Here is a 15,088-nt window from a genome sequence, read left to right as displayed (position 1 = left end):
GTAGAGAAGTGTTGGGCGGAAATGTGGCAGCAATTGTGCAAATTATGACGTTTTATTCCTTCGTTAACCAAGATTAGGAAAATCGAGCGCTGAAATTCGACGTTACGTAATGATCATGAAGAAAAAGTTACAAGCAACCGACAAAGTTGTTGAAGGGAACTTGGTTTTAAGTGATTTGCTGAGTGAATGTTTTAACTAATTGATATATAACAATTTAATTAGGGGTTAAGATGGCGGGGTAAATTGAAAAATGTGGCAGAAAGCTTTTTAGTACTGGCTAAAAGGACATGTTCTTTACACTAGGTTTGCGTTAAACATGATGCCTTATACCTGCCAAATTTGGGCAAATTTTTCTTAAATTGAGGCCTATTTTTTCGCAAATTACCGTCAAATCCGTCATTTATTCTGCGAATCTGGTGTGAAAATTTACCTAGGAGTTTAAAAATTCCTTTAACACCTCTGGGTAGAGTCGGTGCTCTTGAACCAGTACACGCGCCGCCAAATCTTCCGCAGTGTCATTTGGTAAAATTGGAACGCTGGCTTGTCCAAGTATCGGCCCATCATCCAGTGCGGCGGTTACAACATGCACCGATACACCACCTGCCTCATCCCCCGCATCAATTGCGCGTTGATGGGTGTGCAAGCCTTTGTATTTCGGGAGCAGGGATGGATGAATGTTAAGCATCTTACCCTCCCATCGATCGATAAAGCCTGCCGTCAGCACGCGCATAAACCCCGCAAGACAGATAACATCGGGGGAATGGGCGCTGATCACACGGTGCAATTCATCCTCAAACGCGGGGCGGTCACCTTTGAATGGGCGATGATCCACGATTGCGGTGGGAATGCCCATGGCATCGGCCTTGGCAATGCCGCCGGCGTCCGGGTTGTTTGCCAATACCAATACAGGTTCAGCGCCAAACGCGGGATTTTTCATAGCCTCGACCAGCGAGATCATGTTTGATCCACTGCCAGAGATTAAAATTGCCACGCGTTTATTCATATTAGAGAGCGCCAGTATAGGCGACGCCGCTTCCTTTTGTGATCTGGCCGATACGCACGGGTGCGATATCTTGGCTGGCGAGGGCGGCCATAATGTCATCTGCATCATCGGCCCCCGCAATCGCGATCATGCCAATACCACAGTTAAATGTTTTCAACGCCTCTGCCTGTTCCAGACCCGCCTGTGCAATCAGCCAATCAAAAATCGGCAGACGTTGCCACGCATCCAAATCAATCTGCGCACCCAAACCATCGGGCAGGGCACGGGGTAGGTTTTCTGTCAAACCGCCACCTGTAATATGTGCCAAGGCTTTCAATTTGCCTGTTTCAAGTGCTGCAACAGCGGGTTTGACATAGATTTTTGTGGGTTCCAGCAGGTGTTTTGCTAAAACGCCGTCACCAAATGGGCAATCATCATTCCATGACAGGCCAGAGGATTCGACAATCTTGCGCACCAAGGAATATCCATTGGAATGCACGCCTGTTGATGGCAGGCCGATCAAAACATCGCCCTCGGCCACATCACGCGGCAATGTGGCGCCCCGTTCCATCGCGCCCACGGAAAAGCCCGCCAGATCGAAATCTTCGCCTTCATACATGCCGGGCATTTCGGCGGTTTCACCACCAACCAGTGCAGTGTTTGCTTGGCGACAGCCCTCGGCAATGCCGTTGATTACATCTGTGGCTTTGTCGATGTCCAATTTGCCTGTGGCAAAATAATCGAGGAAAAACAGGGGCACGGCACCCTGACAGATCAAATCATTGACGCACATCGCCACCAGATCAATGCCAACCGTATCCAAATGACCCGTATCAATTGCTATGCGCAGCTTGGTTCCCACGCCATCCGTGGCCGAAACCAAGACGGGATCGTTAAACCCAGCCGCCTTTAGATCGAACATCGCGCCAAACCCACCAAGCCCGTCCATGACACCCGCACGTTTGGTTGATTTTGCCGCTGGTTTGATCCGTTCGACAAGCTCATTGCCCGCATCAATATCAACGCCAGCATCTGCATAGGTGATTGGATTTTTGGCTTGGGTCATGGCGCAAACTTTCGGTTGGTAAATTTTAGCTGCGCATTACCAATTGTACCGAGAACTGTCCACTGTTTAACGACAATGATAACTGGTTATGACTTTTGACGGGCCAATGCCTTGGCATAGTTTTTGGCGCCAAAGCTTGCAAAAAACCGAATAGCGAGAAGCGTAATCAACATCATGATCACAAGAACCACTATCAATCCGGGCAACCCGACATTTGCAAATGATCCGGGTGATGCAATGAATATCGCAACAAATAACAAAGCGCTTATCAAAAGTGTTACACCCGTTGCTGCACGCGCCATGCGCCAGCTTTCTGATTTTTCAGGAACGCGATTTTCTTGTTTATAGAAATTTTGCCCCATATCCATGGCGGCAACCATGATCGAGATAAGCCCCGATGCCGAATTTGCGGAAACGCCAAACAGTTTTTCCAAGATGAAAAATACAACCATGACCAAAATGATGGCCACGATATAGGCAATTGCAAATCGTTTGACCAAAGGTTTCAAATTAAATGTGGGCATTTTATTCCTTAAAAAACGTCGTTCAGATAGACGCTAATGAATTGATTGTGGGGTGTAAACCGTCTTGACCTTCGCACCACTTGTGATACCTACAGCCCATGGCGGGCCTGTAGCTCAGTTGGTTAGAGCAGAGCGCTCATAACGCTTTGGTCGCAGGTTCGAGTCCTGCCGGGCCTACCAAATTCCCGCCCGTCTGTTATCGTTGATGCGAAACGGGGTGTGCATGTCTCTTGATCTGAAATCATTGGAATTATTTTTGCGTGTTGCAACGATTGGCGCGATTGGACGGGCAGGGGCAGAATTTGATTTATCGCCCACCAATGCCACCCAAAGAATCAAAGCATTAGAAGATGAACTGGGTGTGAAATTGTTCAACCGCACGACGCGTTCCATCTCGCTTACACCAGATGGCGAATTGCTGTGTGATCGTGCAAAACATATTCTGGGTGAAATAGATGAGACGCGCGCGGCATTGTCGCAAAATACCGGCACGCTTTCGGGTAAATTGCGTGTAACCGCATCGGCATCATTTGCCCGCCAGCATATCCTGCCATTTTTGCCTGAATTTATGTTGGCGCATCCAAATTTGCAGTTGGATTTGAATCTGTCCGATTCCTATGTGGATATTGTTCAAGATGGATATGATCTGGCATTTCGCATGGGAGAGCTTGAACCAAGCAGCCTCATGGCGCAGCGCATTGATGACAATCCACAATGGTTGGTGGCAACACCTGCGTATCTTGCTGCGCATGGCACGCCTCAAACACCTGATGATTTAATGCATCATTCCTGTTTGTTGTTGGGATCAATGCGCAGTTGGCATTTGCGCGATAAAAATGGCGTTGTGCATGAAATGCAGGTGCGGGGGCAAGTTACGGTTAATCTGGGCGATGCTGTTGCCAAATTGGTGCGTGCAGACATGGGTATTGGGCGCGCCTCGCTTTGGCACGCGGCGCTGGATCTAAAATCTGGTGGTTTAGTACGGGTTTTACCCGATTATACCTTGATGCCAGAGGGAAAAATATGGGCTGTGCGTCCACCAGGGCGGATGATGCCCACACGGGTGAAGACATTTTTAAATTTCATGCAACAACGTATCGTTGAAACCAACATGAATTTGTATGGCGATCTTCTTTAAAGTCATTCTTTCAATATCCAAAAGAATGATTTCCCAATTCCGTGGATAGTGTTGTGCGACCAAATTGAATTATCAATGGGGTCGAAAATACGAACAATGAAATGGACGAAACAATGCCACTAGACATCACATCAATTGCCAAATCGCGCCACACTGCGAAAGCATACGATCCCGATAAAAAAATCTCTGACACTGATATTGAAAAGGTGAAAGAGCTGTTGCGCTTTAGCGCATCCAGCACAAACGCACAGCCATGGCATTTCATTCTTGCAAGCACAGCGGAAGGAAAGGATCGCATTGCAAAATCATCCGATGGCCGTTTCCCGTTTAACAGCCCATCCATTCGCAACGCATCCCATGTGGTTGTATTCGCCAGCCGCACCAACGTTGACGAAGACTATTTGTTAAAAATCTTGGCCCAAGAAGAATCTGATGGTCGTTTTGCAAGCGATCCAGAAACCCACAAGGCGCAGATGCACGGCGGGCGTTCCATGTTCATTGATATTTTTAAGAACGAGAAAAACAATCTGCAAGGTTGGGCCGATAATCAAACCTATCTCAATGTTGGGCAATTTTTGTTGGGCGTTGCCGCACTTGGCATTGATGCCACCCCGATGGAAGGAATTGAAACGGATATACTGGATGCGGAATTTGGCCTGACGGAAAAAGGATATCGCAGCTTGGTCGTGGTTCCCATTGGGTATCATAAAGCGCCAGATGATTATAACAAAGCTTTGCCCAAATCGCGCTTGCCCTACAGTGAAATTTTGACAGAAGTTTAATTAAAAAGCCGCCCTTAATAAAAAGGGCGGCTTTCAAATTGAATGATCAAGTTTCCTTAGAACAGGAAATCGTTCTGATCGAGATCGTTAATATTGACACCTTGCAACATGATGCTGTCGGTTGCGCTGTATTCAACGCGGGTGCTATTGCCAACTGCAACGAAGTTTAAGTTGTTATAGCCAAGTCCAGTTGACGCAAGATCGATCGTATCCACGTTGATTTCAAAATCGATAATGCGATCATCGCCATCGCCGATTTCAAAATTGAACGTATCCGATCCAGTGCTGCCACGCATAACATCATTGCCGGTGTCGCCATCCATGTAATCGTCGCCGCTGCCGCCAAACATGCGGTCATTATCCGCGCCGCCATACATGAAATCGTTACCGCTGCTGCCGTAAAAGCGATCGTTACCGTTGCTGCCATACATGGTGTCATTGTCGTTACCACCATTCATGACGTCATTGCCAACACCACCGTTCACAATGTCATTGCCCGAACCACCGTAAAGGCGATCATTATCATTCCCGCCATACATGGTGTCGTTGCCATTGTTACCGTCAAGGCGGTCATTTTCGTTGCCGCCAATCATGTAATCATCACCGCCATTGCCGTTCAAACGGTCATCATCATCACCGCCATACAGATAGTCGCGGTGCTGGCCACCAGACATTGTATCGTCGCCTGCGCCACCGTAAATGGTGTCGATGTGCAGACCGCCCAATGCAACATCATCACCGTCGTTGAGTGTGATATGGTCAGAATCATCGCCACCGTGGGCGTAATCATCGCCATTTGCACCGGTAATCGTATCATCTCCGTTGCCACCATAAAGTGAATCGCCAACTCCAGACCCAGATGCAAAACCACCATCAATCGTATCGTTACCATCATTCCCGCGGAGCAATTGATAGTTCAATCCGCCAATGATTGTATCGTTACCACCAGCGCCATTTGCGGTATAACCGTTCGAGCCACCTAGATCGATCGTGTCGTCATCATGTGTTGCAAAAATGGTTTCCACAGATGAAATATCGGCGGTTTGTCCACTTGCGGTATAGGTTCCCGTCGACAGGTCGATATCGGCATTCCCTGCGGTCCGATTGCGTAAATCCAGCGTGTCTGAACCAGACCCACCGTAAACGTTATCGATAAATGCGCCACCGTAGTTTTCGAAAATATCGTTGCCATTACCACCATAAAGATCACCGGTGAATGGTCCGCCTGCCATGGTGTCATGACCAGTGCCGCCATACATTGTATCGGTGCCTTGGCCGCCAAACATGGTGTCATCACCACCACCACCCATCATCAAATCATTGCCAGAACCGCCATACATAACATCATCACCAGCTAAATCCGCGCTACCTGTTGCGTGGTGTGTTGATGTGATGTTCAACAGAAAATGTTCGTCGCCTTGGAAATCCAATCCATTGTTATTGACCAAAATGTAATAAGTCCCAGCAGAAGGTGCGGTAAAACTAAGATATGCGTCATCTGCGCTGACTGATCCCAATCCACCATTGGTGATGGGGGAATCAAAATTTGACGCGATTTGTGTTTCCGCGCTGTTGAAAATGCGTAGCGATATGTCACTGTCATCGTTCGATCCAAGTGAGCCGCCAGCCCCGTCGATATCAAGCGTGATGGTTTCACCAGCAGCCAATGTCATTTCAAAATATTCTTGCTGATTTGCCTGTGGAGCAATCGAAAGCGTTGTATGTGCAAGGCCGTCATTCCCAAACAGATCGTTTTCATCTGTCGACCAAGCTATAGGGGAATCCAAGTTAAAAGCATTTGCAAAGCTGTTGTTTGTACCGAAAGTGTTTCGGAAACCACCAATATCGCCCAACATAATATCGGCGCCAGAACCACCATAAACTGTGTTGTTTGCGCCTTGTGCTAAAATAATGTCGGCGTCACCCGACCCTGTAATGGTTGTACCTGAATAATAGAGAGGCATAATATAACCCTTTCTGAAAATCCCAAATTGGGGTGAAAAAATGAAATTGAAATTGTGGGATCAGAACATATCAACACGCGCGCACATTCAGTGATGTCGCTCACGTTTGCTGAAAAACAACATTATTAAATTGTTGATTTGGTGATGTTAATCACTTTGGAATGGTGATCGTGGCACACAACCCGTGTAATGTTTTGCTATCACTCAACGCTAGGTTGCCGCCATGGCTTCGCGCGATATCGGCAACGATGGCTAAACCCAATCCACTGCCGCTGGCTTGGTTTTGGTTACGTGCGGAATCCAGCCGTTCAAACGGGCGCATGGCGGTTTCGCGATCTTTGGGATTGATGCCGGGGCCATTATCCTCGATCGAAAATTTCACATCCTTTTCAGTGTTATGAATCGTCAGTGATACCTGATCGCCATGTTGGGCTGCATTGGATAATAAATTGTCCAATGCACGCGTCATCGCCAGTTTACGACAGGTCAGATAAATCGGGCTATCGCTTGCATTCAATACAATGGTTTTTCCGGCACGTTTATTGTTTTCCACCAATGTTTGGGCAAGTGCGGCAACATCCACTTGTTGGCGGCGTTCAGCGCTATCACCGCGTGCAAAGGCAAGGAATTCTTCCATGATGCCTTCCATCTGAATCACATCCTTGCGCAGATGTTCGATTTCTTCGTTATCCTCAAGCATTGAAAGTGACAGTTTCATGCGGGTTAGGGGGGTGCGTAAATCATGGCTTACCCCAGATAACATCAGGGTGCGTTGCTGAATTTGTTGTTCAATGCGTTCTTTCATGGCGCGAAATGCGTGGGCGGCCAATCGTACCTCGGCAGCACCTCGGGCACGAAATGGAATATTGCGCCCCTTGCCAAAAGCCTCTGCTGATTTTGCCAATAGGCGGATGGGTTTGACCTGATTGCGCAAAAACAAAACGGCCAACACTGACATGATCAGCGATGCAATGGTCATCGCCACCAACAATTGATGAGGATTACGTGCAGAGGCACGGGCGCGATCAAAGCTTACTTTTATAAACTGCCCATCAAAATTCATGCCCAGTTGCACCAGATGATCATCCGTTGTCAGATCAACAAAGGCGACATTGGAAAATTGTGTGCGCAGTTTTTCAATTACATTTTGTCCGGTGAAATCCAGCGCTGCGATGGAATCACCGCTTCCTGTAAAATCCGTAACTGTTTCCACCTCAAACCCCAGCTTGACCAGCGCATCAGGATCGCTTGATTGCAGGGCAAATTCCAATTGTCGCGCCACTTCGCCGGTTTTAAGCAATGTCACATCGCGAAACAGGCGGTCAAAAAAGATAAACCCGACCACCAACTGAATCACCACAATCGGAATCATCAGAATCAGAATCGAACGCCCCATCAGGGTTTTGGGCATATATCGGCGAAGGTGAAACAGGCTCATAATGCCAGAGCCTAGCTTTGCACGGGGGCAAAGGACAAGAGGCGAGCGCACAATGGCGCTATTTTCTTGGGAATTTCACAGAATATGCAAAAAACTGTAAAAAACGCTATGGACGCCCTAAAAAGGCTTCGTTATATCACCCCTACATTTGGACATTCCGACGTAGCTCAGCGGTAGAGCAGTTGACTGTTAATCAATTGGTCGTAGGTTCGATCCCTACCGTCGGAGCCAAATGTAAATCCCCAAAAATCGCCGAACACCGCTTGAACAGATCGCGCGAAGCGCATAAAGCTGGTTTTCATGAAAATGATAAAAACAACGGCTGAATTGGCCGCATTCTGCGATATTTGTTCTGGCTATGATTATGTGACCATCGACACAGAATTTTTACGTGAGCGCACCTATTATTCCAAACTTTGTTTGATCCAAATGGCCCATCCGGGCGAAGATGATTCATCTGCGGTGTTGATTGATGTGTTGGCGGATACGCTGAACCTTGATCCGCTGTATGAGCTGTTTCAAAACGAATCTGTGGTCAAGGTTTTCCATGCCGCGCGTCAAGATTTGGAAATTTTCTATGTTGATCGCCAGATTCTGCCAAAACCGTTTTTTGATACACAAGTGGCGGCGATGGTTTGTGGATATGGCGAACAGGTGGGGTATGAAACCCTAGTGCGCAAAATCGCCAAACAGGGGTTGGATAAATCATCGCGCTTCACCGATTGGTCTGCGCGCCCTTTGTCGGCGAAACAGATGACATATGCCATTGGTGATGTGACGCATCTTCGCGAAATTTATGAAACCTTGGCGGCGGAGTTGAAAAAATCCAAACGTCAAAGTTGGGTCGAAGAAGAGTTGGCGGTGCTATTGGATCCCCAAACCTATATCAGCGATCCCAAATTGGCCTATATGCGCGTCAAAACCCGCACAAATTCATGGAAAATTCTGGCCGCAGTGCGTGAATTGGCCGAATTTCGTGAAGGTTTTGCGCAGAGACGCAATATCCCACGTAATCGCGTGATGAAAGATGATGCGATCATGGAATTGGCGGCAACACGTCCGCAAAACATTGGTGAATTAAACAAATCTCGCTTGTTGTTGCGTGATGCACGCAAAGGCGACATTGCCGACGGTATTTTAGCGGCCATCAAACGTGCGGGCGGGTATCAGGCATCAGATATTCCTAAACCCGTTGATGATCGGATCAAACCCCAAGGTGCCGAAGGTTTGGCAGAATTGCTTCGTGTGATGCTCAAGGCAAAGGCCGAAGGTTACGGCGTTGCGCAAAAGCTAATTGCGAATGCAGCAGAGCTGGATGCAATCGCCGCAGGGGAACGCGACGGTAAAATGTTCAAAGGGTGGCGAGCAGAGGTTTTTGGCAATGATGCCTTGCGCCTGTGCGAAGGCAAGGTTGCACTTGCATCAAACGGAAAATCCGTAAAAATCGTTAATATTTAACAGGTTATCGCGTGACGCGAAGGTTGTTTTGTAGGGCTTGTACGCTGATTGTGTTGGCCTGAAGATAGGTATCAATCGGGATAAACACGCCTGCGTAAATTTCCTTGGACCGTTCGGTTGGCACATCGATACCAGGGTTTGGAACATTGGCGCGAAAATCGTAGATCAACGCACCATTTTCATCGTCCTCGCCAAAATTACGCGCAACCAATTCCACATCATAATATCCAGTGCGATCAACACCACCGATCACACGCAGGATATAACCATCTTTGGTGCGATCAAGTTTTGCCGATTTAATCACCGGTACCAAGCCGCGATTATCCACCACAGCGGTTTTTGCCGCGCCGATTTCTTCGTCGCTGCGTTTGTTGCCAAATGAACCTGAGCCAATGGAACCGCTTCCAACGCTACCGCCACTGCCAGCAGAACTTCCTGCGCTGTTACCTGATGAATTGCGTGCACCGTCAAAAACCGAACAGGATGCAAGTAAAGCGCCGATAATTGCGGTGCTGAAAAGTTTTTGCGCGGTATTTTGCATGGGGTCGCCTCATTTTCGTTTCACTATCGATAGCCAATCGCGCATCTAAATTAAAGCCCTTTGACGGGTTTTGCGCAAATTCACTGGACAGATGCGGGGCGGGGTCATAAATCAACGCCAAACGAGGAAGAGTCCGCAATGAGCGCTGAATTTGAAGACATCGTCGAAACATTCGAATTTTTGGATGATTGGGAAGACCGTTATCGCCATGTGATCGATATGGGTAAGGCATTGCCCGTGTTGGATGATGCGCTGCGTGTGCCTGCGGTCAAGGTTGATGGCTGTGCGTCACAAGTATGGCTGGTGCCCCATATCGAAGGGTCGGGAAACGATGCGGTTTTCACATTTCAAGGCGCATCGGATGCGATGATCGTGCAAGGCTTGATCGCCATATTACATGCGCTGTTCAATGGGCAAACGGTTGGGGAAATCCTTAAAACAGACGCGATTGCTGCATTTGGGCGTTTGGGGTTGGATCAACATTTATCTGCGCAACGTTCAAATGGGCTGCGTGCTATGATCGCACGGATCAATGAAGTGGCCGCAAAGGCAGCGCAATCCTAAAGGATTGTTCATAATCTTTATGTCCAATATGAATTGGATTGATGTGTTTTGCTGTGGCATGCGCTATCCTAAAGCAAAACAACACACCACCGCATGATATTTTTACCGTAACATGGATACGCAAGTGACTGATAAACTTACAAAACTGATCGAAACGCAAGGTTGGGTTCTGGCCGATGGTGCCACGGGTACAAACCTGTTTAACGCAGGTTTACAAGCGGGTGAACCACCTGAATTTTGGAACGAAGAGCATCCCGATCGCATTACAGCGCTTTATCAAGGGGCGGTTGATGCAGGGTCGGATTTGTTTTTGACCAACAGTTTTGGTGGCAATGCATCGCGTTTGAAATTGCATAACGCAGAAAAACGCGCCCATGAATTATCCAAAATTTCAGCTGAAATCGGACGAGAAGTGGCGGATAAATCATCACGCGATATTATTGTTGCGGGTTCTATGGGCCCAACAGGTGAAATAATGGGTGCGGCGGGCACGTTATCGCATGAAGATGCCGTTGAAATGTTTCACGAACAGGCCGAAGGGTTGATCGCAGGTGGTGCGGATGTTTTATGGGTTGAAACCATTTCCGCCCCCGAAGAATACGCCGCCGCCGCCGATGCAATTGCGCGTACAGGTCACCCCTGGGCGGGCACCATGAGCTTTGACACTGCAGGGCGCACCATGATGGGTACGACCAGTGCAGGCATGGTGAAAATGGTGGATGATCTGGGATATGCACCCATGGCATTTGGTGCCAATTGTGGTGTTGGCGCATCTGATCTGCTTCGCACTGTGTTGGGGTTTGTCGAGGGTGGCGCAACCAAGCCGATTATTTCCAAAGGCAACGCAGGCATTCCAAAATATGTCGATGGTCACATCCATTATGACGGCACACCCGAATTGATGGCGCAATATGCGGTTCTGGCACGCAATTCAGGTGCAAAAATCATCGGCGGATGTTGTGGCACCATGCCAAACCATTTGCGCGCCATGCGCAAAGCGTTGGAGGAAACGCTAGTTGGTGCACCCCCCACATTGGACGAAATTGCCGCCGCATTGGGTGGGTTTTCATCCGAAAGCGATGGGACAGATGGTGGTGGCCCAAAACGGCGCGAACGTCGCCGTGGGCGGGGCTAATGCATTAAAAATGTTGTGAAAGTCGGTGATTTGGCTGTTTTCGTCGTAAAATGATCAGCAAAACCAGTGATTTTCAAGAATTTGGTAAACACAGGCCAGCGGTTGGCAATGCAAGGATAAGAACATGTCAGACGAAGAAGAAATCATCCTGTCGGAATTGAACGACGAAGATCTGGTGCTGCAAATGCACGATGATCTGTATGACGGCATGAAAGAAGAAATTGAAGAGGCCGTGAATATCCTGCTTGAACGCGGCTGGCAGCCTTATGATGTGTTGACCAAAGCGTTGGTCGAAGGAATGCGCATTGTTGGGATCGATTTTCGCGACGGTATTTTGTTCGTACCAGAGGTGTTGTTGGCCGCGGGTGCCATGAAGGGTGGCATGGCCATCCTAAAACCATTGCTGGCCGAAACCGGCGCGCCGCGTTTGGGTGCCATGGTGATTGGCACTGTGAAAGGTGACATTCATGATATCGGCAAAAACCTTGTGACCATGATGATGGAAGGTGCCGGTTTCGAAGTAAAAGATTTGGGCATTAACAACCCTGTTGAAAATTATATCGAAGCCTTGGAAACAGGTGAATTTGATATTCTGGGCATGTCCGCACTTTTGACCACTACCATGCCATACATGAAGGTCGTTATTGATACGATGGTGGAAAAAGGTATGCGCGATGATTTCACCGTGCTTGTCGGTGGTGCGCCATTGAACGAAGAGTTTGGCAAGGCCATTGGTGCAGATGCCTATTGTCGTGATGCCGCTGTTGCGGTGGAAACGGCCAAGGAATTTATGGCAAAGAAACACAACCAAATGGCCGCGGGATAACATGGCACAGCTCAGCGATATAGAACTGAGCGAAACAGGATTAGATGCGCCCAGTGATCCTGCTGGGCGCGTTTTGATTCTGGCGTGTGGGGCATTGGCGCGTGAAATATTGGCGCTGATCAAATTAAATGATTGGGGGCATATGGATTTAACCTGTTTGCCCGCAAAATTGCATCTGTACCCTGAAAAGATCACCGATGCAGTGGCAGACGCCGTGGAAAAACATCGCGCCAATTATGAACAGATTTTCGTCGCTTATGCCGATTGTGGTACGGGCGGGATGTTGGCGTCAAAATGCAAAGAACTTGGCGTGGATATGATCGCCGGCCCGCATTGTTATTCATTTTTTGAAGGCAATGATGCGTTTGGCAAATTAGAAGATGAAATCACCGCATTTTATCTGACCGATTTTTTGGTAAAGCAATTTGATGCTTTTGTTTGGAAACCCATGGGGTTGGATCGTCATCCTGAACTGCGCGACATGTATTTTGGAAATTATACCAAGCTGGTTTATCAAGCTCAGGTGAATGACCCAACATTGGATCGCAAGGCGGAATTGATCGCACAGAAAATGGGTTTACCGTTGGAACGGCGTTTCACAGGTTACGGCGATTTGTCGGTTGCATTGGCGGATGTTTCGCGCCGCTGACAAAGATTTTATGCCTTCGGCGAGGATATTTTTGGACATTTGGAGGGGTAGCTTGGTGTGATTTTGCCAAGTTTGGGTGCTATCGCAACTGTGAATATCAATATTGGGGTTGGGTCGTTACGATTTCATGACTGTTTTTAATGAAAGGGACATCATATGAAAAACGTTTTCTATTCTGGTTTTTTTGCCATTCTTGCGACCACGGCCATGGCGAATGCCGACACGATGATCACCAAATCCTCTGCGCATTCCGTTTCTGAAACCATTGATCGGATGGTGGCCGCAGTGGAAGGTGCGGGTGCCAAAGTATTTGCGCGTGTCGATCACGCAGCGGGTGCCAAAAGCGTTGAAATGGATTTGCGTCCAACAGAGATGCTATTGTTTGGTAATCCAAAGTTGGGCACACCCGCGATGATTGCGAGCCAGACAATTGGGCTTGATCTGCCGCTGCGGGTTTTGGCCTATGAAGATGGAGATGGTAACGTAATGATCACCTATCGCGCACCCACGGATATGGCGCAGGCTCATGGTGCCGATGCCAATTTAGAGGTGTTTAAAATGATGACCGGTGCGTTGGATAATTTGACCAACAAAGCGATTGCAGAATAAATTTCCAAACATTTGAACTGAAAAGAGCGCATCCAATGGTGCGCTCTTTTATTAACCGACGTAATTTGAACGGGTCAGCCCGTATTTCGCCATTTTTTCATTCAAGGTACGCCGTGGCAGGGATAATTCCTCCATCACGGATTGAATGGATCCTTTGTGGCGGCGCATTGTGTTGTCGATCAACATGCGTTCAAACGCTTCGACATGTTCCTTCAATGGTTTGCCGTCGGTGACAACATCGGGGACTTCTTCGCCAACATCGGCCATGAGGATGTTGGATATGGAATAACTGCCGCGACGGCTTTGTAATACGGTGCGTTCGGCCAGATTGATCAACTGGCGGATATTGCCAGGCCAGGGGGCTTGCAACAATTTTGCGGCATCTTCGGCGGAAATTTCGGGTTGTTCGCAACCGTATTCTTCGGAAAATGTTTCGGCATATCGATTAAACAGGCTCAAAATATCTTCGCCGCGTTGACGCAAAGGGGGTGGAGTGATGTGCATCGCCGCAAGTCGGTAATACAAATCTTGGCGCAGAGCAGATTCAAGGTTTTCGTCATTATCGCTGGTGTCATTTGAAATTGCGATAATGCGTAATGCCGATCCATCTTCGCCGCGATCATGTTCGGTGATTTCCGACAATAATCGTGCCTGAATGGATGCGGGTAGGCTTTCGATATCTTCAAGGCACAACGTACCGCCAAGCGCGTTTTCGACGAGGGGGGTGGAATCATCCAACGGGCCAAACAGGCGGGTTGATAAGTCGTCTTCTGTATAGGCCGCGCAATTGACCGAAATGAATTTCTTACCTTGGCGTGGGCCACAAGCGTGTAGTGCATGCGCGATCAGGCTTTTGCCTGTGCCGGTTTCGCCTTTGATCAACAAATGTCCATCGGCCTGTGCTAGATCAAGGATGTCTTCGCGCAAGCGTTCCATCACAGGGCTGGTGCCGATCAATTTACGCAACAAAACTGTGCCATCGGAAAGTTCACGGCGCAGCGTGCGATTTTCAAGCGTGAGGCGGCGTGTGTGCACCGCACGTTTAGTCAATTCCGCCATACGCTCAGGATCAAACGGTTTTTCCAAGAAATCATAGGCGCCAATGCGCATCGCTTCGACGGCCATCGCAACATCGCCGTGACCTGTAATTAGGATCACGGGCAATTGGCTGTCGATGGATTGTAGTTTTTTCAAAAACGTTATGCCATCAATTTTGGGCATTTTGATATCGGAAATGATGATCCCAGAATAATCGCTGTCGATCACCTTGAGCGCGTCTTCGGCGCTGGCGAATGTTTTGGTGCGATATCCTGAAAGGGTGAGCCATTGCGAAATGCTTTCGCGCATGTCCTGTTCATCATCAACGATGGTAATTGTAATTTGTTCTGGCATATTTGCTCCGCCAATAATGT

Annotated in this window: 15 protein-coding genes and 2 tRNA genes; 10 read left to right on the top strand and 7 right to left on the bottom strand. The window is 48.3% G+C overall.

Annotation, left to right across the window (positions count from 1 at the left end; translation table 11 throughout):
* Positions 1-430: 430 nt before the first annotated feature.
* The 3 genes from purN to BFP76_RS11200 form a co-directional block, all read right to left on the bottom strand.
* Complete coding sequence (purN, locus tag BFP76_RS11210; protein WP_099593651.1) at positions 431-1,003, bottom strand: phosphoribosylglycinamide formyltransferase; 573 nt, start codon at positions 1,001-1,003, stop codon at positions 431-433.
* A 1-nt stretch (position 1,004) separates the two neighbouring features.
* Positions 1,005-2,048: a phosphoribosylformylglycinamidine cyclo-ligase gene (gene purM / locus BFP76_RS11205; protein ID WP_099593649.1), complete on the bottom strand. Its 1,044-nt coding sequence runs from the start codon at positions 2,046-2,048 to the stop codon at positions 1,005-1,007.
* A gap of 86 nt (positions 2,049-2,134) precedes the next feature.
* Positions 2,135-2,572: an ABZJ_00895 family protein gene (locus tag BFP76_RS11200; protein ID WP_099593647.1), complete on the bottom strand. Its 438-nt coding sequence runs from the start codon at positions 2,570-2,572 to the stop codon at positions 2,135-2,137.
* A 103-nt stretch (positions 2,573-2,675) separates the two neighbouring features.
* Between BFP76_RS11200 and BFP76_RS11195 the strand changes: the two genes are divergently transcribed.
* From BFP76_RS11195 to nfsB, 3 genes are all read left to right on the top strand, one after another.
* A tRNA-Ile gene (locus BFP76_RS11195) sits at positions 2,676-2,752 on the top strand.
* 43 nt (positions 2,753-2,795) lie between these two features.
* Positions 2,796-3,710: a LysR family transcriptional regulator gene (locus BFP76_RS11190; protein ID WP_099593645.1), complete on the top strand. Its 915-nt coding sequence runs from the start codon at positions 2,796-2,798 to the stop codon at positions 3,708-3,710.
* Positions 3,711-3,823: 113 nt separating this feature from the next.
* Positions 3,824-4,492, top strand: a complete 669-nt coding sequence (gene nfsB / locus BFP76_RS11185; RefSeq protein WP_099594104.1) for an oxygen-insensitive NAD(P)H nitroreductase — start codon at positions 3,824-3,826, stop codon at positions 4,490-4,492.
* A 56-nt stretch (positions 4,493-4,548) separates the two neighbouring features.
* On the opposite strand, the gene BFP76_RS11180 is transcribed toward nfsB, so the two are convergent.
* Together BFP76_RS11180 and BFP76_RS11175 are read right to left on the bottom strand one after the other, a co-directional pair.
* Positions 4,549-6,456, bottom strand: a complete 1,908-nt coding sequence (locus tag BFP76_RS11180) for a calcium-binding protein (protein WP_099593643.1) — start codon at positions 6,454-6,456, stop codon at positions 4,549-4,551.
* Positions 6,457-6,607: 151 nt separating this feature from the next.
* Positions 6,608-7,894, bottom strand: a complete 1,287-nt coding sequence (locus BFP76_RS11175; RefSeq protein WP_099593642.1) for an ATP-binding protein — start codon at positions 7,892-7,894, stop codon at positions 6,608-6,610.
* Positions 7,895-8,050: 156 nt separating this feature from the next.
* On the opposite strand from BFP76_RS11175, the gene BFP76_RS11170 reads away from it, so the two are divergent.
* Positions 8,051-8,125 (top strand) — tRNA-Asn (locus BFP76_RS11170).
* A gap of 69 nt (positions 8,126-8,194) precedes the next feature.
* Positions 8,195-9,352, top strand: coding sequence for a ribonuclease D (gene rnd / locus BFP76_RS11165; protein ID WP_099593640.1), 1,158 nt, complete (start codon positions 8,195-8,197; stop codon positions 9,350-9,352).
* A gap of 4 nt (positions 9,353-9,356) precedes the next feature.
* On the opposite strand, the gene BFP76_RS11160 is transcribed toward rnd, so the two are convergent.
* On the bottom strand, positions 9,357-9,893 hold the full coding sequence (locus BFP76_RS11160) for a hypothetical protein (RefSeq protein WP_099593638.1): 537 nt from the start codon (positions 9,891-9,893) through the stop codon (positions 9,357-9,359).
* A 138-nt stretch (positions 9,894-10,031) separates the two neighbouring features.
* Here BFP76_RS11160 and BFP76_RS11155 point away from each other — a divergent pair, with 138 nt between their 5' ends.
* The 5 genes from BFP76_RS11155 (at position 10,032) to BFP76_RS11135 (ending at position 13,676) form a co-directional block, all read left to right on the top strand.
* Positions 10,032-10,457: a SufE family protein gene (locus BFP76_RS11155; protein WP_099594103.1), complete on the top strand. Its 426-nt coding sequence runs from the start codon at positions 10,032-10,034 to the stop codon at positions 10,455-10,457.
* 124 nt (positions 10,458-10,581) lie between these two features.
* Positions 10,582-11,592 (top strand): betaine--homocysteine S-methyltransferase, encoded by a 1,011-nt coding sequence (bmt, locus tag BFP76_RS11150; protein ID WP_099594101.1) that lies wholly within the window; start codon positions 10,582-10,584, stop codon positions 11,590-11,592.
* 124 nt (positions 11,593-11,716) lie between these two features.
* Entirely contained in the window at positions 11,717-12,418 is a 702-nt protein-coding gene (locus tag BFP76_RS11145) for a corrinoid protein (RefSeq protein WP_099593637.1), read from the top strand.
* Position 12,419: 1 nt separating this feature from the next.
* Positions 12,420-13,067 (top strand): DUF1638 domain-containing protein, encoded by a 648-nt coding sequence (locus BFP76_RS11140; protein WP_099593635.1) that lies wholly within the window; start codon positions 12,420-12,422, stop codon positions 13,065-13,067.
* A 156-nt stretch (positions 13,068-13,223) separates the two neighbouring features.
* On the top strand, positions 13,224-13,676 hold the full coding sequence (locus BFP76_RS11135; RefSeq protein ID WP_099593633.1) for a DUF302 domain-containing protein: 453 nt from the start codon (positions 13,224-13,226) through the stop codon (positions 13,674-13,676).
* Positions 13,677-13,727: 51 nt separating this feature from the next.
* On the opposite strand, the gene BFP76_RS11130 is transcribed toward BFP76_RS11135, so the two are convergent.
* Positions 13,728-15,068 carry a sigma-54-dependent transcriptional regulator gene (locus BFP76_RS11130; RefSeq protein WP_099593632.1) on the bottom strand — a complete coding sequence of 447 codons (1,341 nt, stop codon included), beginning with the start codon at positions 15,066-15,068 and terminating at the stop codon, positions 13,728-13,730.
* Between the last annotated feature and the right edge of the window lie 20 nt (positions 15,069-15,088).

Source organism: Paramylibacter kogurei (assembly GCF_002742285.1).
Classification (GTDB): Bacteria; Pseudomonadota; Alphaproteobacteria; order Rhodobacterales; family Rhodobacteraceae; genus Amylibacter; species Amylibacter kogurei.
Note: the sequence above shows the minus strand (reverse complement) of the source record. Positions and strands in the feature narration are given on the sequence as shown.

Coding starts and splice junctions, on each gene's coding strand:
- purN (WP_099593651.1), bottom strand. CDS start 1,003: ATGAATAAACGCGTGGCAATTTTAATCTCTGGCAGTGGATCAAACATG.
- purM (WP_099593649.1), bottom strand. CDS start 2,048: ATGACCCAAGCCAAAAATCCAATCACCTATGCAGATGCTGGCGTTGAT.
- BFP76_RS11200 (WP_099593647.1), bottom strand. CDS start 2,572: ATGCCCACATTTAATTTGAAACCTTTGGTCAAACGATTTGCAATTGCC.
- BFP76_RS11190 (WP_099593645.1), top strand. CDS start 2,796: ATGTCTCTTGATCTGAAATCATTGGAATTATTTTTGCGTGTTGCAACG.
- nfsB (WP_099594104.1), top strand. CDS start 3,824: ATGCCACTAGACATCACATCAATTGCCAAATCGCGCCACACTGCGAAA.
- BFP76_RS11180 (WP_099593643.1), bottom strand. CDS start 6,456: ATGCCTCTCTATTATTCAGGTACAACCATTACAGGGTCGGGTGACGCC.
- BFP76_RS11175 (WP_099593642.1), bottom strand. CDS start 7,894: ATGAGCCTGTTTCACCTTCGCCGATATATGCCCAAAACCCTGATGGGG.
- rnd (WP_099593640.1), top strand. CDS start 8,195: ATGAAAATGATAAAAACAACGGCTGAATTGGCCGCATTCTGCGATATT.
- BFP76_RS11160 (WP_099593638.1), bottom strand. CDS start 9,893: ATGCAAAATACCGCGCAAAAACTTTTCAGCACCGCAATTATCGGCGCT.
- BFP76_RS11155 (WP_099594103.1), top strand. CDS start 10,032: ATGAGCGCTGAATTTGAAGACATCGTCGAAACATTCGAATTTTTGGAT.
- BFP76_RS11145 (WP_099593637.1), top strand. CDS start 11,717: ATGTCAGACGAAGAAGAAATCATCCTGTCGGAATTGAACGACGAAGAT.
- BFP76_RS11140 (WP_099593635.1), top strand. CDS start 12,420: ATGGCACAGCTCAGCGATATAGAACTGAGCGAAACAGGATTAGATGCG.
- BFP76_RS11135 (WP_099593633.1), top strand. CDS start 13,224: ATGAAAAACGTTTTCTATTCTGGTTTTTTTGCCATTCTTGCGACCACG.
- BFP76_RS11130 (WP_099593632.1), bottom strand. CDS start 15,068: ATGCCAGAACAAATTACAATTACCATCGTTGATGATGAACAGGACATG.